Annotated in this window: 18 protein-coding genes; 1 reads left to right on the forward strand and 17 read right to left on the reverse strand. The window is 38.1% G+C overall.

Translation table 11 applies throughout. The annotated features are described in order from the left end of the window. Nucleotides 1-196 precede the first annotated feature (196 nt). The 13 genes from murA to AB3U99_RS22495 form a co-directional block, all read right to left on the reverse strand. Nucleotides 197-1,504 carry a UDP-N-acetylglucosamine 1-carboxyvinyltransferase gene (gene murA, locus AB3U99_RS22435; protein ID WP_400244000.1) on the reverse strand — a complete coding sequence of 436 codons (1,308 nt, stop codon included), beginning with the start codon at nucleotides 1,502-1,504 and terminating at the stop codon, nucleotides 197-199. Nucleotides 1,505-1,537: 33 nt separating this feature from the next. Further along, the gene (locus AB3U99_RS22440) at nucleotides 1,538-2,287 is read right to left on the reverse strand and encodes a YwmB family TATA-box binding protein (protein WP_400244003.1); all 750 of its coding nucleotides are present in this window, start codon (nucleotides 2,285-2,287) and stop codon (nucleotides 1,538-1,540) included. Nucleotides 2,288-2,489: 202 nt separating this feature from the next. After that, a complete protein-coding gene (locus AB3U99_RS22445; RefSeq protein WP_400244005.1) occupies nucleotides 2,490-2,726 on the reverse strand; it encodes a DUF1146 family protein in 237 nt (78 codons plus the stop codon). Between the two features lie 565 nt (nucleotides 2,727-3,291). Next, nucleotides 3,292-3,699: a F0F1 ATP synthase subunit epsilon gene (locus tag AB3U99_RS22450; RefSeq protein WP_400244007.1), complete on the reverse strand. Its 408-nt coding sequence runs from the start codon at nucleotides 3,697-3,699 to the stop codon at nucleotides 3,292-3,294. A 20-nt stretch (nucleotides 3,700-3,719) separates the two neighbouring features. Then, nucleotides 3,720-5,135, reverse strand: coding sequence for a F0F1 ATP synthase subunit beta (gene atpD / locus AB3U99_RS22455; protein ID WP_400244009.1), 1,416 nt, complete (start codon nucleotides 5,133-5,135; stop codon nucleotides 3,720-3,722). A gap of 74 nt (nucleotides 5,136-5,209) precedes the next feature. Further along, complete coding sequence (gene atpG / locus AB3U99_RS22460; protein ID WP_400244011.1) at nucleotides 5,210-6,070, reverse strand: ATP synthase F1 subunit gamma; 861 nt, start codon at nucleotides 6,068-6,070, stop codon at nucleotides 5,210-5,212. A 33-nt stretch (nucleotides 6,071-6,103) separates the two neighbouring features. After that, nucleotides 6,104-7,612 (reverse strand): F0F1 ATP synthase subunit alpha, encoded by a 1,509-nt coding sequence (gene atpA, locus AB3U99_RS22465; RefSeq protein ID WP_400244013.1) that lies wholly within the window; start codon nucleotides 7,610-7,612, stop codon nucleotides 6,104-6,106. Nucleotides 7,613-7,638: 26 nt separating this feature from the next. Then, entirely contained in the window at nucleotides 7,639-8,175 is a 537-nt protein-coding gene (locus AB3U99_RS22470; protein ID WP_400244014.1) for a F0F1 ATP synthase subunit delta, read from the reverse strand. Further along, on the reverse strand, nucleotides 8,172-8,690 hold the full coding sequence (locus AB3U99_RS22475) for a F0F1 ATP synthase subunit B (RefSeq protein ID WP_400244016.1): 519 nt from the start codon (nucleotides 8,688-8,690) through the stop codon (nucleotides 8,172-8,174). The genes AB3U99_RS22470 and AB3U99_RS22475 overlap by 4 nt, the downstream gene beginning before the upstream one ends. 234 nt (nucleotides 8,691-8,924) lie before the next feature. Then, nucleotides 8,925-9,131, reverse strand: a complete 207-nt coding sequence (atpE, locus tag AB3U99_RS22480) for a F0F1 ATP synthase subunit C (RefSeq protein WP_016204791.1) — start codon at nucleotides 9,129-9,131, stop codon at nucleotides 8,925-8,927. 66 nt (nucleotides 9,132-9,197) lie between these two features. Further along, nucleotides 9,198-9,911, reverse strand: coding sequence for a F0F1 ATP synthase subunit A (gene atpB / locus AB3U99_RS22485; protein WP_400244019.1), 714 nt, complete (start codon nucleotides 9,909-9,911; stop codon nucleotides 9,198-9,200). Between the two features lie 2 nt (nucleotides 9,912-9,913). Further along, nucleotides 9,914-10,309: an ATP synthase subunit I gene (locus AB3U99_RS22490; RefSeq protein ID WP_031536717.1), complete on the reverse strand. Its 396-nt coding sequence runs from the start codon at nucleotides 10,307-10,309 to the stop codon at nucleotides 9,914-9,916. Nucleotides 10,310-10,632: 323 nt separating this feature from the next. After that, on the reverse strand, nucleotides 10,633-12,840 hold the full coding sequence (locus AB3U99_RS22495) for a S8 family serine peptidase (protein WP_400244022.1): 2,208 nt from the start codon (nucleotides 12,838-12,840) through the stop codon (nucleotides 10,633-10,635). 178 nt (nucleotides 12,841-13,018) lie between these two features. Here AB3U99_RS22495 and AB3U99_RS22500 point away from each other — a divergent pair, with 178 nt between their 5' ends. Continuing rightward, nucleotides 13,019-13,408, forward strand: coding sequence for a hypothetical protein (locus AB3U99_RS22500; RefSeq protein WP_400244024.1), 390 nt, complete (start codon nucleotides 13,019-13,021; stop codon nucleotides 13,406-13,408). 71 nt (nucleotides 13,409-13,479) lie between these two features. Here the strand turns inward: AB3U99_RS22500 and upp are convergent, their stop codons facing one another. From upp to AB3U99_RS22520, 4 genes are all read right to left on the reverse strand, one after another. Next, the gene (gene upp, locus AB3U99_RS22505; RefSeq protein ID WP_400244026.1) at nucleotides 13,480-14,109 is read right to left on the reverse strand and encodes a uracil phosphoribosyltransferase; all 630 of its coding nucleotides are present in this window, start codon (nucleotides 14,107-14,109) and stop codon (nucleotides 13,480-13,482) included. Between the two features lie 233 nt (nucleotides 14,110-14,342). Beyond that, complete coding sequence (gene glyA, locus AB3U99_RS22510; protein WP_400244028.1) at nucleotides 14,343-15,584, reverse strand: serine hydroxymethyltransferase; 1,242 nt, start codon at nucleotides 15,582-15,584, stop codon at nucleotides 14,343-14,345. A gap of 2,123 nt (nucleotides 15,585-17,707) precedes the next feature. Further along, nucleotides 17,708-18,280, reverse strand: a complete 573-nt coding sequence (locus AB3U99_RS22515; RefSeq protein ID WP_400244030.1) for a TIGR01440 family protein — start codon at nucleotides 18,278-18,280, stop codon at nucleotides 17,708-17,710. 81 nt (nucleotides 18,281-18,361) lie between these two features. Continuing rightward, nucleotides 18,362-19,663 (reverse strand): methyl-accepting chemotaxis protein, encoded by a 1,302-nt coding sequence (locus tag AB3U99_RS22520; RefSeq protein ID WP_400244032.1) that lies wholly within the window; start codon nucleotides 19,661-19,663, stop codon nucleotides 18,362-18,364.

The following is a 19,663-nucleotide window of genomic DNA, read 5'->3' on the forward strand; positions in this document are numbered from 1 at the left end:
TAGACACCTCTTGCTATATCTTCTATTATACAACAACTTTTCCATTAGATATTTTAAAGGAAACCATTTTTCATACACCCAATTTGGGTCTGTATTGTTATACTAAAATATCTTTTCATGTTATGTATAATTTTGCCCATAAAAAAACAAACTTTATTTATCTGAACGTACTCGATAAATAAAGTTTGCCTTTGTATTATGCATTTAAATCTGCAACATAGCTTGCAGTTAATGTTAATTCACTTTCTTCCGTAATTCTTTCGATATCAGCACCTAAGGCAGCCAATTTCTGATGGAAATTTACATAGCCACGATCTAAATGCTTAAGCTCAGTAACACGTGTGATACCATCAGCTACAAGTCCAGATAAAATCAGAGCAGCAGCGGCACGCAAATCAGTAGCAGCTACTTCTGCACCTTGCAGATTAGTTGGTCCGTTCATTACAACAGAACGACCTTCAATTTTCACATCGCCATTCATGCGTCTGAATTCTTCTACATGCATAAAGCGATTTTCGAAAACTGTTTCTGTAATCATACTTGTTCCTTTTGCACGAAGAAGTAATGCCATCATTTGTGATTGCATATCTGTTGGGAATCCTGGATGAGGCATTGTTTTAATGTCTACAGCTTTTAAATTATCTGCATTAACTACACGGATACCGTCTTCTTCTTCTTTGAAGACAACACCCATCTCTTCCATTTTTGCAATTAAAGAAGATAAATGCTCAGGAACTGCACCCTGTACAAGTACATTTCCGCCAGTGATAGCAGCAGCAATTAAGAATGTGCCCGCTTCAATTCTGTCAGGAATAATAGTATGTTCTGTACCATGTAGTACTTCCACACCTTCGATACGAATTGTTCCAGTACCTGCGCCTCTTACTTTTGCTCCCATTTTATTTAGGAAGTTTGCTAAGTCCACAATTTCTGGCTCTTTTGCTACGTTTTCTACAATTGTCGTACCTTCTGCTAATGAAGCAGCCATTATAATATTTTCAGTAGCACCTACACTTGGAAAATCAAGATAGATTTTTGCTCCTTTTAATCGGCCATCTACTGAAGCTTCGATAAATCCATTACCAACTTGAACCTTTGCACCCATTGCTTCAAATCCTTTAAGATGCTGATCAATTGGTCTAGAACCAATTGCGCAACCCCCAGGCAATGCCACTCTTGCATGGCCATTTCTTGCTAACAAAGATCCCATAACTAAAACAGATGCACGCATTTTTCGTACATATTCAAACGGTGCTTCCACACTTAAGTCGCTTGATGCATCAACGATTACTTCTCCATTTTCAAAATGTACGTCTGCATTCAAATATCGTAATACTTCATTAATCGTATATACATCTGAAAGAGTCGGAACTGATTTAATTATACTTTTTCCATCACTTGCTAATAATGTAGCGGCGATCACAGGCAAAACGGCATTTTTTGCGCCTTCTACTTTAACCGTTCCATTTAACCTTTTTCCGCCGCGGACGATGATTTTATCCAAAGTCTATTCCCCTCCGCGTCCAATATCTCTATATTAATATTCAATCGTTATGATGGGTGTGCCAACTACAAACGTAGTTTTTCCTCCCATATCTTGTGTTCTCAATCCTATTTGTACGTTCATTTCCTTTTCGCTATTATCAATTCGTTCTTCAAATAAGGGCGTATAAGCGGTGGTGGATATAAAATCATCCTCTTCCAACGCCTCTACTTCTTTTGCCTGAAATACATCTAGCAAATGGTTAACTTTATAAGGCAAAGTCTCATCCATCTTATCACTGAATTCGCCTTTAATACAAGAGAAAATTGTCGGTTCCCCCCGAAATATGTCAGGAATTTTTTTGCTTATTTCCATATCTAACCTTTTCATTTCTTTGTCCTCTAACTTCTTCCCTCTCACCTCATAGATAATATATGATTGAACGGCATTAGTTGTTAAAGAAGTGGTTATGATAATACTTTCTTCCGTTTGATTACTGGATGGAACAACCATCTTTGCTTGCCAGCTTTGATGTGTTTTTGTTTCTACCCAGTCACCATTTGGGAAAACTTTCTTCAATTTTGACTGATATGCTTTTGCATCTTCAATGCTTGTAACATTTTCCAGTCTTTCTCTTGCATGCAGAGACCATTCATTTATTGTTACGTTTTCTTGTTTTTGTAAAATTTCATTTATTGTTATTAAATCCGACTTCGTTCTCGCGATAGTGATGTTATTCCCAAATGTAAGGCAAGCCAAACCAATTATAATTGTTATGATCATTAACGTTTTATTTATCTTCATTGTAATTCCTCCCCCATACTACCATTGTTTCCAAGGAGAAGAATTGCATACTAATGATTAATCGTCACTTTTTGACATGAATAAAACGTTAATCAAGACACAAACTATTTAAGCACACAAAATGAATTTTACTGAAAAAACGGAGCAATGAAAACATGTATGAAGACCTATCTTTCTTATTAATTTTTTCTTGTTATGGTAATTACTTCAATATTAATGGTAATTGTTGTGACCAACTTAAGTAGTCTAGTAAAAAATTACTGACAATCGACCCCATAATGATGGCTAATAATACATACAATACTCTTGCTTGGAAAACTCGATTCTTACGAAGAATTTTTTCAAAATTCAGTGACTGTAAAGCCCACCACGAAAGAGCAATAAACACGATATGTATTAAAATACTCAGTAATGCCTGTTGTCCAAAAGCTTCTACCATCTTTTCCTCCAATCTATCCCTACAGATTCAACTATTATTTGACGTATTCACCTATAAAAAAGTTTCACTTTGTTTCAGTATTTTTTTGGTTTTTTGCCCGAGATAATTGGATTGTCAGAGTTCCTGATAGTTAAGGTGAATTCCCCCTATCTATGGGCATTTTTCCGAGGCGATAGCTCGTCATGGGGCGCCCTTTGTCGCTACGCTCCTTCTAGTGTCTTTGCCTTTCTAACAGCTCCCATAGAAGTCGAGCGAATGCTTCTCAACCGACCATTTACTTTTCCTTTCCCTCTAAAAACCGTTGTTTATTTATTTAAAAATATCGAGCTACCTGAATACATGTTGTCTTATGCTGGGATTAGTAAGAGAGATGAGATTCCGTTCCGTTCTCTCCCCACGGAAAGTGGAGTATATCAAGTCGCGGGTAACATCGTGATAGAAGTAAATTTTTCCAATTCCCTCTTAACAATCAGCGCGATAATGAAAAACCACTGATTGAAATTTCCCTCTCTGTATTTTTTTTAAGCAATCTTAACATATTAAAAAAGCCCCCTTAGGGACTTTTTTAGTATTTTTTCTCAACAATGGATATACGATTCATTGCACGTTGAAGCGCAAGTTCTGCACGTCTAAAGTCTACATGCTCTGTTTTCTGGGCATGTATCCTTTGTTCAGCACGCTCCTTAGCACGTAAGGCACGATCATAATCAATTTTTTCCGCTAATTCAGCAGATTGAGCAAGTACTGTCACCTGATCTGGGCGAACTTCTAAAATTCCACCATTCACCGCTAGATATTCAGAATCTGAACCTTTTTTCAAATGAACAGCTCCTATTTTAAGTGGAGCAACCATCGGAATATGGCCTGCTAAAATTCCAAGCTCTCCACTTTCTGCTTTTGCGATCACCATTTCTACATCTGATTCATGCACCGGGCCATCAGGAGTTACTACATTGACTTTAATCGTCTTCATTACTACCCCTCCTGATTAGTTTATACTTCTACACCCATAGATTTCGCTTTTTCGATTGCTTCTTCAATACGTCCAACTAAGCGGAACGCATCTTCTGGAAGATGATCATATTTTCCCTCAAGGATATCTTTAAATCCTTTTACGGTTTCTTTTACAGGTACATAAGAACCTTTCTGGCCTGTAAATTGTTCCGCAACGTGGAAGTTTTGAGATAAGAAGAATTGGATTCTTCTTGCACGATGAACGATTAATTTATCGTCATCACTTAGCTCATCCATACCTAGGATACTAATGATATCTTGAAGCTCTCTATAACGTTGCAGTGTAGATTGTACACTCCTTGCTACATTATAATGCTCTTCGCCAACAATTTCAGAGGAAAGGGCACGGGACGTAGAAGCAAGTGGATCTACTGCTGGGTAAATACCCATCTCTGTTAATTTACGCTCAAGGTTTGTTGTTGCATCTAAGTGAGCGAATGTTGTTGCTGGCGCTGGATCTGTATAGTCATCGGCTGGTACATAGATAGCTTGGATAGATGTTACAGAACCTACATTAGTTGATGTAATCCGCTCTTGTAATCTACCCATTTCTGTTGCTAATGTTGGTTGGTAACCAACCGCTGATGGCATACGACCAAGCAACGCAGAAACCTCAGAACCAGCTTGAGTAAAGCGGAAAATGTTATCAATGAAGAATAGAACGTCCTGTCCTTGTTCATCACGGAAATATTCTGCCATTGTTAATCCTGTCAAGGCAACACGCATACGAGCACCTGGCGGCTCATTCATTTGTCCGAATACCATTGCTGTTTTCTTAATAACACCAGAATCCGTCATTTCATGGTAAAGGTCATTTCCTTCACGTGTACGTTCTCCAACGCCAGCGAATACAGAAATACCACCATGCTCTTGGGCGATGTTATTAATTAATTCCTGAATTAAAACGGTTTTACCAACACCGGCTCCACCAAATAGACCGATTTTACCACCTTTAATATAAGGGGCTAATAAGTCTACTACTTTAATACCAGTTTCTAAAATTTCTACTTGTGTTGATAATTGTTCAAACTTAGGAGCTTCTCTATGAATTGAATCTCGTCTAGCACTTGCTGGAATTTCTGAATCTAAATCGATTGTTTCTCCTAATACATTAAATACACGACCTAATGTAACATCACCAACAGGAACGGAAATAGATTTTCCAGTATCTATTACCTCTGAGCCTCTTGTAACACCATCTGTAGAAGACATTGCAATAGCTCGAACTGTGTTATCACCTAAATGAAGGGCCACTTCAAGTGTTAATTCTACGTTAGAAGTACTATTTGGACCTGGAACAACTTTTAATGCGTTGTTAATGTCAGGCAGACTTCCTCCATCGAACTTCACGTCAACAACTGGTCCCATAACTTGAAGAATTCGTCCTGTGCTCATTAATTTCCCTCCTAAACTTTCTTAAAAGCAGGTTCTGCTAAAACCTAACGTCAAGCAGAACTTATTTATCATCGTTATTCTAACGCTGCAGCTCCACCAACGATTTCTGTAATCTCTTGTGTAATAGCTGCTTGTCTTGCACGGTTATACTGTAGACTTAATTCACCTATTAATTCTTTCGCATTATCAGTAGAATTCTTCATCGCTGTCATACGTGCAGAATGCTCACTTGCTTTACTATCTAGTAAAGCACCATATAGTAGACTCTCTGCATACTGCGGTAATAGAACATCAAGAATTTCTTCTGCTGATGGCTCAAATTCATAAGATGTTAATGTAGTATTCGTAGCATCCATATCCGTTAACGGAAGAACCTTCTTCTCTACTACATCCTGTTGGATTGCACTTACATAATGACTGTAATAAACATAGAGCTCATCAAAAGTACCATCATCAAACATGCCTACGGCTTTGCTTGTTACATCTTTAATATCTAGGAAATCTGGTAGATCTGGTAGTCCAACTACATCCAAGATAACATTATGTCCTTGTTTTAATAGGAAGTCCCTACCGATTCTTCCAATGACAATAATAGAATACTCATCTTTTGATTGATGTCGCTCTTTAATTGTTTGATTCAATTTTCTAAGTACGTTACTGTTGTACGCCCCTGCCAATCCACGTTCGGAAGTAATGACAAGATAGCATGTTTTTTTTACAGGACGTGTTTGAAGCATTGGATGGCTAACGCCTGAGCTGCCGAGCGCTACTGAATGTGTCACTTCTTCCATTTTAGACATATACGGAATAAATGCTTTTACATTAATAACCGCTCTATTCATTTTAGCCGAATATACCATTTGCATGGCTTTCGTAATCTGGCTAGTCTTTTTTGTTGATTCAATACGAGCTTTTATATCGCGTAAAGATGCCAAAGATTCTCACCACCAATCTTTAAGTTTGCCTTCTTATTCAGAAGCTACAAACGTTTTTTTGAAATCGTTAATTGCTGCTTTCATATCATCATCAGATGGAAGATCCTTTGTTGAAACAATATGTTCTACCACATTTGTATGATTGTGATCTAGCCAATTTAAGAATTCTTCTTCGAAACGTCTAATATCAGTAACAGGAATATCATCTAAGTGGCCACGTGTTAGGGCATATAGAATCGCAACCTGTTTTTCTACTTTTAACGGTCTATTAAGATCTTGCTTCAATACTTCTACTGTACGAGCACCACGATTTAATTTATCTTGTGTCGCTTTATCTAAATCAGAGCCAAATTGAGCAAAAGATTCTAGCTCACGGAATGATGCAAGGTCCAAACGCAATGTTCCTGCAACCTTTTTCATTGCCTTGATTTGTGCAGAACCACCAACACGAGAAACAGATAAACCTGCATTTATCGCTGGGCGTACACCAGAGAAGAATAGATCAGATTGTAAGAAAATTTGTCCATCTGTAATCGAAATTACGTTTGTTGGAATATAAGCAGAAACGTCCCCTGCTTGTGTTTCAATAAATGGAAGAGCTGTAATAGAACCCCCACCTTTTGCGTCGCTTAATTTAGCAGCACGCTCAAGAAGACGAGAATGCAAGTAGAATACATCCCCTGGATATGCTTCACGACCTGGAGGACGACGAAGTAATAGGGACAATTCACGATAAGCGGATGCTTGTTTTGTTAAATCATCATATACGATTAAAACATGCTTACCGTTATACATAAATTCTTCACCCATCGCTACACCAGCATATGGAGCTAAGTATAGTAGTGGTGCTGGTTGAGAAGCGGATGCTGTTACAACGATCGTGTAATCTAGGGCACCATTTTTACGTAATGTTTCTACAGCGTTACGTACAGTGGATTCCTTTTGTCCAATTGCAACATAAATACATACCATATCTTGGTCAGCTTGGTTAAGAATCGTATCGATTGCTACAGATGTTTTTCCTGTTTGGCGGTCACCGATAATTAACTCACGCTGTCCACGACCGATTGGCACTAATGCATCAATCGCTTTAATACCTGTTTGAAGCGGCTCGCTTACGGATTTACGATCCATAACGCCAGGTGCTAAGAATTCGATTGGACGTGTTTTTGTTGTACTAATTGCACCAAGTCCATCAACTGGTTGTCCAAGAGGGTTCACTACGCGTCCGATTAGCGCATCACCTACTGGAACCTCCATGACTCTTCCTGTACGACGAACTTCATCCCCTTCACGAATATCTGTGTAAGGACCAAGAATAATGATACCTACATTGCTTTCTTCTAAGTTTTGAGCTAAGCCCATTACTCCATTAGAAAATTCCACAAGTTCTCCAGCCATACAGTTATCTAGGCCATGTACACGAGCGATACCATCACCAATATTAATTACTGTACCAACTTCACTTACTTGAACTTCTGATTGGTAACTTTCAATTTGCTTTTTTATAAGAGCACTGATTTCTTCCGCTTTGATGCTCATGCGTTTCACCCCTATCTAAAGAATTACTATCCTAATAATTGTCGTTGTAGACGGTCTAGCTTCCCTTGAAGACTACCATCATATATTTGATTACCGATTCTCACCTTAATTCCACCTAATAGGTTAGAATCAATGATATTTTCAATATTTAGCGATATTTTCCCAACTTTTGCAGCGAATGTAGCTGAAATAGCTCTTTTCTCATCCATAGTTAACGGTTTAATAGAATATACTTTTGCATCTGCAATCCCTTTTGCTTCATTTACGAAAGCAATAAATTGTTCACAAATACTAGTAATCATCTCTTCCCGATGGCGATCAATCAGTAGCATCAAAAGGTTTTGTACATACTCACTTGCTGAAGCAAATGCTACTTTCACCATTTCTTTTTTCTTTTCTAATGAGATATTAGGAGATTGTAGAAATGTATGAATTTCTGGTGAAGAGGTTACAAGTGATTTCACCACACGCACTTCTTCATCCAATTGATCTATCTGTCCGTTTTCTTTGGCGATTTGGAAAAGGGCTAAAGCATAACGCTTTGCAACACCTGTATCCATCATCGTTTCTCGCCTACCTCTTGAATGTAATCATGAATTAATTTCTCTTGATCTTGCTCATTTAATTCTTTTTCGATCACTTTAGAAGCGATTAAAACAGAAAGAGAAGAAACCTGATCGCGAATTGTTGCAACAGCTTTTTCTTTTTGTTGCTCGATTTCTACTAAAGCTGCATTTTTCAAACGTTCTGCATCTTTTCTAGCATCGTCAATGATCGTTTCTCTTTGAGCGTCTGCCTGTTGTTTTGCTCTATCGATTAATTCTTGTGCGTCAGTACGCGCTTCTTTCAATAACGCTCTTTGTTCTTCTAATAGTTTGGCAGCTTCTAGTCTGCTTTTCTCCGCATTATCTATTTCATTTGCAACAAATTCCTCGCGATCCTTCATCATTTTCATTAAAGGACCCCAAGCAAACTTTTTGATTGCCCACAATAATAATAAGAAAGATATTAATTGAACAACTACGTCACCGCCCGCGAAATTCATTACGGCACCTAATACTAATCCATTTGTGAACACGCTTGATTCACTCCTTTCAGGTAATGTGTTTTATCACATACAGGAAACCTTTATTCGCTTATGGAAAAAAGGTGAATATGCTTATTTATAAAATAATAGGAACATTTTTTTGGCTATCAATATACTCATTTGTTCATTGTTTTTTTGTGAATTGTTGGTTTTAAATAAAGGAATGGCGAAGGTTCTTATCGAATGATCTTCGCCATAACTAAGGAATAATATATTCTTATTCGATTAAAGAACCATAAATGCGATAACAACCGCCATGATAGGAATCGCCTCTACGAATGCAACCCCGATAAACATTGTTGATTGAAGCATACCTCTTGCTTCTGGCTGACGAGCAATCCCTTCTACTGTACGAGAAACGATTAATCCGTTACCTAAACCTGCACCTAGTGCTGCTAAACCAATTGCTATTGCTGCTGCTAATGAACCCATTATTAAAATCCTCCCTAAATTGTAATTATTATAAAGTTTGTCCATTTTCTGAACTGGGTATATATATTAATGGTCTTGACTTACTTTATGAGCCATATAAACCATTGTTAATAAAGTGAAAATAAAAGCTTGGATACTTCCGATAAAAATAGAGAACCCTTGCCATACCATTGTTAATGGGAAGGCAGCTATTGTACCGATAAGATTTGTCTTTGCTAATCCATTTACTAATAAATCTAGTAAAACCTCACCCGCAAAAATGTTTCCGTATAAACGAAGACCAAGTGTGAGTGTATTAGAAAATTCTTCGACTATTTTTAATGGTAGTAAAAATCCTACCGGTTGAACAAATTCCCTAAAGTATCCTTTTGTACCACGCATTTTGACACCGTAGTAATGAGTTAAACCGACTACCATAATCGCTAATGTTAAAGTTATACCAGGATCGGCAGTTGGTGATTTCCACCAAAGCTGATGGTCTACTGTAATAGCGAAAGGTAAACCTAACATATTGGAAATGAAGATGTACATAAGAAGAGTGATCCCTAATACGTGAAATCTTCCACCGTCTTTCCAATCCATGTTATTCTTAATAATATTTCGGACAAAGTCCATTATCCACTCCATCAAATTTTGTCTGCCAGTTGGCTTCATTTGAAGGTTTCGAGTGAGAAAAAACGCGATTAAAAATACAATTAAACTTGATACAATAATCATTAAAACATTAGATAGGTTAAAAGTTAATCCTAAAAACACTTTGGTAGGTGCTTCATGATGCAATATTACTCACCTCTTTTCTCACCATTCTTATGTAAAATAAAATAACGCACTAAATAATCTGCCATAATGACAATATAAGCTGTCATCAATCCAATTACAACACTTATTAAGTGAACTTTTTGTGGATATTCTACGGCAATTAAGCAAACAATTACTGCTGTCGCCATTCGGGAAAGAGTTCCTAAACCATAAACCTTCCCTTCATCCTCAATGGCTTTATCAAATACTTTTGCTCTTCTAACCAGTAAGGTGAGATTGAATACACTGGCGCTCGTTCCGACGAAGAGACCAAGAAAAACAGATTGATAGGGGGTTAGCGCCCAAGCAAATGCACAAAATGATAAAAAGAAATACAGATATTTCTTAACCCTTATGTATATCTCAAACAATTGTTCCAATTCTCTATCCTCCTTTATTTTCAGGGCATCACTCTAAACCCGCGAAAAATAAAGCGAAGCAGAGAAAAAGCACATTCCTTTTGTATCATTTTCGGGCATTATGCATTATGTTTTTCTTCCATTTCTTGAAGAAAAACTAAGCAAATTCATCGTTTGCCCGTTAACTCTATTAACACTATCCCTGTGTTAAAATCTTGATACTCCGCGGGTGAAAACCTATTCATACCCCTTGTAAGCATACAATAGGGTATTGTCAATGTCAATGCATTTAAATACAAAAAAAAATTTCATTGCTCACCTTTTAACAATCTCTTTCTTATAGCTTATTTTATTTTTAATATTTTTTCAAGCATGTCCTCTTTCCCGGCTTTTTTCGCGAAAACCTTGATTCGATAGTTTCCTGCTTCATCCAAATTCCCCACACTAAATTCCCCTTTTAACCGACCTCTTTTTACTTCTTTTTTCCAATCTAAAAAACGCACAAATTGTAATGTATCTTCCCGAAAAAGAGCAATTCCAAATTCTTCAGCCCCTGTTGGTAAATATGTCTCATATTCATAGCTATTTCCCTCAGTTATTTTAAGGAGATCGAACCCCATAATTCTCGGATAGTCTGGTTCCTCTAGCACATATAAATATGGTAGCTTAATCAATTGTCTTCCAGCTCTTACGTTAATTATACCATCTTGAAGTTTGTCATTAAAAAGATTATTGTCAATATTCATTATGATTGGGACATTTTTCTTTTGCCCTGGTTTTAGGGTAAAAGACAGAGGCAGTCTCCAGCTAATTCCCCTTTTCCCCTTTGGAAAATCAAAAGATATTTTTTCGATATTTTCACCGACATTTTTAACTGTAATGTACGCCTTATATTGGTTTTCTTCTTTCACCAATTTGTATTTTCCAAAGCGAATACTTCCAGGCATAATCAAAACATTAGCATCTATCGCTTTATCAACTTGAATTCGACCTGCTCCTTGTTCGTATACTTTATATGTCACATTTTGTCTATTTTTAACCGACTTTGCTGTATTCATTAAAGCTGCTTTCACTTCCTCTGGACCCCAGTCCGGATGCGCTTCTAGTAACAATGCACACGCTCCCGCAACAAAGGGTGCAGCCATACTTGTCCCTTGCAATGCCATATAACCATTAGGCACTGTGCTATTTATCACAACTCCTGGCGCAAGAACATCTGGCTTAATTTCCCAAGTGCTAGTAACAGGACCTCTAGAGCTAAAATCTGCCAATACATCTTTTTCCCACTTTTTCACAATTGTTAAATATGTTTCCTTTTTACGAATAGACTCCTTTATAAATTCTCCCTCTTCCCTCGTAATTCCTGCCACTGGTATAGCTACTTCTTTTTCTAGCATCCCTTGAAACGGTCCTTCTATATTGTTGTATATCAATACACCGATCGCTCCCATTTCATAGGCGTTTTGCACTTTTTCTGTAAAGGTTAATTCTCCTCTTTCCAGTAATACAATTTTTCCTTTTACATCGGTTAATTGATTTCTTTTCCCTAATCTGCCGCTAACTAAGTGAACAGAGCCAACATCTGCCCATTCTTTACTATTTTCCATATTGGTTAAAGGGATTTTATTATCATTTATGATGATAAAGGGTGTATTTATGTTTGGAGTGGACGCTCCAACTGAAATAGCTTTAGAGGCTGTGCCTGGAGAACCTACCGTCCATTCTGCAGGACCTGCATTCCCCGCAGCCGCTACTGCAATAATCCCCTTTTTCACCACCTCATTTAAAGCAAGACTAATCGGCAAATCCGGACCATTTACATCACTGCCTAATGAGAGATTGATAATATCTACCTTATCTCTTACAGCTCTGTCGATTGCTGCCAATATTTGTTCTGTTGTTCCAGATCCCCCCGGCCCTAGTGCTCTATAAGCATAAATAGTCGCATTTGGAGCTACACCTTTCATCTTTCCATCTGCCGCGATAATCCCAGCAACATGCGTACCATGGAAAGTATCTCTCTTTCCTAATCCCTTTGTTTCCATTGGGTCCTTATCCTTATCTACGAAATCATAGCCTTCCTTATAGTTCTTGTGTAAATCTGGATGCTGGTAGTCTATTCCTGTATCTATCACGCCTATCTTTATCCCTTTCCCACTTAGATGCTCTATCGATTTGCCTAAGTAATTTCTAATTTCATCTGCTCCTATAATTTCAACTGGGTCTTCTGTTTCTGCCATATAAGTTTGAACCTTTGATACTTGATTTACACTTTCACTTTGTTTTAATTTTTCCAGTTCACGTACTGGTCCTTCTACCGAAAAACCGCTGAAAACTTCTTTAAATGTATATCTTCTTTCTAAATGAGGATATCGCTCAAGGAGCTCATCTATTTCTTGCTCTGTATAATTGGTCTTCGTATGCACAATTGCTATTTGTATTTCATTTGGATTTTGCGAGGGTAAGTCTGGAGTCTTTAAGGATGCAGCCAATGTTGTATAGGATATGAATAGTGGAAAAATGAGGAGTATTCCAAGCGTTCTTTTTAGCATGCCAATCGCCCCCTGCAAATCATTATGCTTTTTATTCTGACCGCAAGTTGTTATTTTATGTATCAACGAAATCTGGCGTGACTTTTCTCACACATACAAATTCAAATAATAAATGAATACCAGACTGAATATAAATTTAAAAAGGAAAAGCTACATAATTAGGAGGTTATATTTATATATGGAAACAGGATTTGTCTATTTATCATCCATTATTGTTGCAATTATGTTCATGTCCATATCATTCTTTCAAGTATTACTTTCACTTGGTTATCCATTAGGAGAGTATGCGATGGGTGGTTTACATAAGGTTCTTCCTAAGAAATTGCGGTTTGTTAGTATAATAAATGCTATTATCCTCCTATTTATGAGTTTGGTTTTTCTAACACATACAGATGTCTTAACCGTCTTTCATTTTTTACCTACAAACATATTAGTCTGTGTTATTACCCTATACCTCGGTTTAAATACACTAGTAAATCTGCTGTCTCAAAGTAAAAAAGAAAGGTTAATCATGACACCATTATCAGGCATTGCATTTCTCTTATGTTTAGTTATAGCTTTATCGTAATAGCGATGTAAAAAATGCTCCGAGCTATTTTGCCCAGAGCATTTTTACTGTCCATTATCGATTTAGTACGATTATTTTGTACCAAATAATCTGTCACCAGCGTCTCCAAGACCTGGTACAATATAACCTTTTTCATTTAATTTCTCATCAAGTGCTGCAATGTAGATATCCACATCTGGATGTGCTTCTTTTAATGCTTCTACGCCTTCAGGAGCAGCAATTAAGCACATAAATTTAATGTTTTTTCCGCCTCTGTTTTTTAAAGAGTTAATCGCTTCAATCGCAGAACCACCTGTCGCAAGCATTGGATCCACTACAATAAAATCCCTTTCTTCTACATCAGAAGGTAGCTTTACATAGTATTCGACTGGTTTTAATGTTTTAGGATCACGGTATAATCCAATATGTCCAACCTTAGCAGCAGGAATTAATTTTAAAACCCCGTCAACCATCCCGATACCAGCACGCAAGATAGGAACAATCCCTAGTTTTTTACCAGAAAGTACTTTAGATTTCATTTTGCTAACTGGTGTTTCGATTTCAATTTCCTCTAATGGCATATCACGAGTAATTTCAAAAGCCATCAACGTTGCTACTTCATCTACTAACTCTCTAAATTCCTTCGTACCTGTTTGTGTTTCTCTAATGTATGTAAGTTTATGCTGAATAAGTGGGTGATCAAATACATATACCTTTGCCACGACATTCACTCCGTTCCTTCATTAATAGTATAAATATCCTCTTTTTTCGACAGGATACTTCGTTAACACACTTCTATTCATTCTACAGAAAAAGTTTTAGTGAATCAACTGAAATCCTTTTCTAAATTCGAAAATTCTATGATAGTTTTTCCGAAAATACAAGAAAAAAACCGAGCTTAAGAAAAGAGGACAACATTAGGCCACTTTACGCCTTGATGATTGTCCTCTTCTTATTACAATTGTTTATACAATTCGAATTTACTAGTTAACGATGTTACCCTTTGAGCTGCCTCCGCTAACTTCTCACTATCTTCATAGTTTTTAAGTGTAAAACCAATAATAGAAGCAATTTCATCCATATCTTCTAAACCGAAGCCACGAGATGTTACTGCTGCTGTTCCAATGCGGATTCCACTTGTTACAAATGGACTTGCAGGATCGTATGGAATCGTATTTTTATTAACTGTGATCCCCACTTCATCTAGTACATGCTCCGCTACTTTTCCAGATAGTCCTAAAGATTGTAGGTCAACTAATAATAAATGATTATCCGTTCCATTTGATACTAAGTTTAATCCTTCTTTTTGCAGACCACTTGCTAGTCTTTTCGCATTTGCAATGATATTTTCTGCATACTCTTTAAAATCCGCTTGAAGTGCTTCTCCAAACGCAACTGCTTTCGCTGCGATTACATGCATTAATGGTCCACCTTGGATTCCAGGGAAGATTGATTTATCGATTTTCTTCGCAAATTCCTCTTTACAAAGAATCATTCCACCACGAGGTCCACGCAATGTTTTATGTGTAGTTGTTGTTACAAAGTCAGCATAAGGAACAGGACTTTGATGTAGCCCTGCAGCAACTAAGCCAGCAATATGAGCCATGTCCACCATTAAATATGCTCCAACCTCATCGGCAATCTCACGGAATTTCGCAAAATCAATTTCACGAGGATATGCACTTGCTCCAGCAACGATTAATTTTGGCTTATGTGCTAATGCTTTTTCTCGAACATCTTCGTAATTAATATAATGTGTTTCTTTATCTACACCATACTCAATAAAATTATATTGAATACCGCTAAAGTTAACAGGGCTTCCATGCGTCAAATGACCACCATGAGATAAGTTCATTCCTAACACGGTATCACCGTGCTCTAAAATAGTAAAATAAACTGCCATATTAGCTTGTGCACCTGAATGTGGCTGTACGTTCACATGTTCCGCACCGAAGATTTCTTTCGCACGGTCGCGAGCAATATCTTCCACAATATCTACATATTCACATCCGCCATAATAACGTTTGGCAGGATAACCCTCTGCATATTTATTGGTCAATACAGATCCTTGCGCTTCCATTACCGCTTCACTTACAAAGTTTTCTGACGCAATCAATTCAATTTTCGCTCTTTGGCGACCTAATTCTTGCTGTATTGCTTTAAAAACCAGTTCGTCTTGCTCTGCTACATGCTTCATATGTAAATCCTCCCGACTATTTCTCTCAATTCCACCGTAAATCTGCCTCTATTCTATCACGTATATATTTTAAAAAGAAAGAGTTAATTTACGAATTATCAAGAGAATTTTATATTATTCGTTCGGTTTTCAGCGTTAATTTTCAATAAATTATCTTATATTTATTCAAAACAACAGAAAAACATGTATTTATCTACTATATTAATAAAGTGAAACTTCCATGAGTGGGGGTTTCCTCCCACCTTCACTGATCGTTAGTTGAACCATTCGGACCCTTTACGGACAGTTGATCGCCTACCTATCTTCTTCGTATTCTCATAAAGCTTGCAGGTGAGAGTCTTACTGTCCGTTATGAGTGGGATAAAATGAACGTGTAGGAAAAATAAATCTTCTAGGTGCTAGACCTGTTTTTTTCGCCAAAAAATATTATTCAACTATAACACAAGCATAATCCGGGGAGATGTGTAAGCGAGAACGCTTCGTTGAACTTTTTAAAGCATTTATATCTGGTTGGTTTTATTTGATTGAAAGAGGTGGGCTTTCTCTGTTACCTTTTTGACTGCTTTTCTTACTTTTGCGGCTCTGAGGCGCCTTCTCTGTTACCTTTCCGGCTATTTTTCTTGCTTTTGCGGCTCAGAGACGACTTCTCTGTTACCTTTCCACCTACTTTTCTTGCTTTTGCGGCTCAGAAGCGACTTCTCTGTTACCTTTTTGGCTACTTTTCTTGCTTTTGCGGCTCAGAGACGCCTTCTCTGTTACCTTTCCGGCTACTTTTCTTGCTTTTGCGGCTCAGAGGCGCCTTCTCTGTTACCTTTCCGGCTACTTTTCTTGCTTTTGCGGCTCAGAAGCGACTTCTCTGTTACCTTTTTGGCTACTTTTCTTGCTTTTGCGGCTCAGAAGCGAGTCCTCTGTTACCTTTTTGGCTACTTTTCTTGCTTTTACGGCTCAGAGACGCCTTCTCTGTTACCTTTACGGCTACTTTTCTTGCTTTTGCGGCTCAGAAGCGCCTTCTCTGTTACCTTTTTGGCTACTTTTCTTGCTTTTGCGGCTCAGAGACGACTTCTCTGTTACCATTTTGGCTATTTTTCTTGCTTTTGCGGCTCAGAGGCGCCTTCTCTGTTACCTTTCCGGCTACTTTTCTTGCTTTTGCGGCTCTGAGGCGAGTCCTCTGTTACCTTTCTGGCTACTTTTCTTGCTTTTACGGCTCAGAGACGCCTTCTCTGTTACCTTTTTGGCTACTTTTCTTGCTTTTGCGGCTCAGAGACGACTCCTCTGTTACCTTTCCGGCTACTTTTCTTGCTTTTGCGGCTCAGAAGCGAGTCCTCTGTTACCTTTTTGGCTACTTTTCTTGCTTTTGCGGCTCAGAGACGACTCCTCTGTTACCTTTCCACCTACTTTTCTTACTTTTGCGGCTCAGAGACGACTCCTCTGTTACCTTTCCACCTACTTTTCTTGCTTTTACGGCTCAGAGACGCCTTCTCTGTTACCTTTCCACCTACTTTTCTTGCTTTTGCGGCTCAGAGACGACTCCTCTGTTACCTTTCCACCTACTTTTCTTACTTTTGCGGCTCAGAGGCACGTCCTCTGTTACCTTTCTGGCTACTTTTCTTGCTTTTGCGGCTCAGAGACGACTCCTCTGTTACCTTTCCACCTACTTTTCTTACTTTTGCGGCTCAGAGGCACGTCCTCTGTTACCTTTCCACCTACTTTTCCTGCTTTTGCGGCTCAGAGACGACTCCTCTGTTACCTTTCCACCTACTTTTCTTACTTTTGCGGCTCAGAGGCACGTCCTCTGTTACCTTTCTGGCTACTTTTCTTGCTTTTGCGGCTCAGAGACGACTCCTCTGTTACCTTCCTAGCTACTTTTCCTGCCCAAACGTCGCAGAGACAACTCCTCTGTTACTTACCCAGCCGCATTTCTTGCCTAAACAGCACAGACAACAGCTCCTCTACTACCTTCCCGCCTGCTTTTCTTAACAAAACTGCTTAGACAATCCTGCTCAAGCATCCTTTTCATCATGGCTTTTAGCAATCAAGCAACTCCCAGCGACTACAAAATAATATAAAAAAACCAATAAAACCCTACAAACAAACAAGGAATTTTATTAGTTTTTCCAATCCAATTAACAAGAAAGATTCTCTTTCGTTTTCTCATAGACCGCTCTGGGACCACCGATTAATTTCGGGCGTGATTTTGCGAGTGTAACACGTGCATTCCCAATGTCTTTAAGGGATGTTCGTATCGGCACCGCGACATGCTTTAAATGCATTCCAATAAACGTGTCGCCAATATCTATTCCACCGTCAGCCTGAATAAACTCAACTACAACAGGATCCTCCATATGCCCGAAGGCGAAGGTTGCCATTGCTCCACCTGCATGCCGAACCGGCACAACCGATACCTCTGGCAGATTTCTTGCCTGCATTACTTTTCTTTCTACTACTAATGCACGATTTAAATGTTCACAGCATTGAAAAGCAAGGGAAACTCCAGATTGCTGCTGATAGTTCTGACATTCTTCGAAAATTAGCGAAGCAACATCCACTGTTCCCGCAGTTCCAATTTTTCGACCGATTACTTCACTTGTGCTGCACCCAACCACAAATAAATGATTTTCTCCAAGCTGTGCCTGTTCTTGATATTCGGTTAGAATCGTTTGTAACTGCTCCTTTAGCTTAAGTGTTTCCTCGTTCATATAAAACACCCCTCTTCAAGTTACCTACATTTCTTTTTACTATAACCATCATTGCACAAAGATATTTCGAGTACAAGTAATCTATTCTTTAATTTGAAATCGGCAAATTGTTTGCTGTAGCTCTTCTGCATGCTCTTGTAATTCTAATGCTAAGCTATCAACTTTACGAATAAGTGCTGTTTGACTTTCTGTAATATTTGTTACCTGCTGTGCACCTGCAGCTGTTTCTTCTGCAATTGCCGCTACTTCTTGTGATTGCTGTGTAGTATCATAAATCTGCTCTTTCTGCTGATGAATCAACGCGGTAATATCTGCCGTAGCATAAACCATTTTATTTGTTGTCTCATTCATCTCGTTGAAAATAAAGCTTGTCTTCTCCCCAGTTTCCGCTTTCTCTTGAGCATCCTCTACTTGCTTTGTAATTTGCTCAACAACATTTTTCACCTCTGCTTGCATATTACTGATGATGTCTGCAATTCCATCTACTGCTTTAGCACTTTCATCAGCAAGTCTTCTTACTTCTTCTGCAACAACACTAAACCCTGCACCATGTTCACCTGCACGCGCAGCTTCAATGGAAGCATTTAATGCTAATAAATTTGTCTGTGAGGCGATTTCTCCAACAAGCATCAATACCTCTTCTATTTCCTTGGAATGAATTTCTAAATTTTGCACAGACTTTAGGGAATTCGTATTCTCCACTGCCAAATCCTTCATTCCTTCCACTAAGGAATGAACAACTTTATTTGTCTGCACTAATTTTTCTGACATTTGCTCTGAAATCTTTTTGGACATATTCGCTTTTTCTTCCACCGTAAGAGCGATATTCATTGATTCTTCCACAGACTCAGCAGAAGCCTGTACACTTTGTGCTGATACTTCAGCACCGCCAGCAATTTCTCCAACCGAACTAGAAATAGCCAGTGTGTGCTCGAGCGCATGTTCAGATTCAGCAGAAATCATTTTTACGGTTTCATTTGTTTTATTAAAGTTATTTTCAATGCTTTGGACCATTTCTCGTAAATTTAAAAGCATATGATTAAAAGCTAAACCTAAAGATTTGATTTCGTCATCTGATTTTGATACTTCAACATCTTGGCTAATATCCCCATGAGCTGCTTTTAACGCACCCTGTTCGAGTCTTTTTAAAGGTTTAATAATAAAACCAGCTGCTAAAAAGCCTAAAAAACCAGACCAAAATACCCCTAATAATAAGGTGGCAATGTTAAAAAAAGCCGAACTAATAGCTATTTGACTTTCAATCGCCGGATAAATGATATACATACAAAAAGCACTTGTTGAATAGGTAATAATCGCTAAGATTGTAATAAATAATGCCAGCTTTTTTCTCAAACTAAACTTATAATGCACCTTGGTTCCCAC

The organism is Niallia tiangongensis (genome assembly GCF_044704065.1).
GTDB classification, from domain to species: domain Bacteria; phylum Bacillota; class Bacilli; order Bacillales; family Cytobacillaceae; genus Niallia; species Niallia tiangongensis.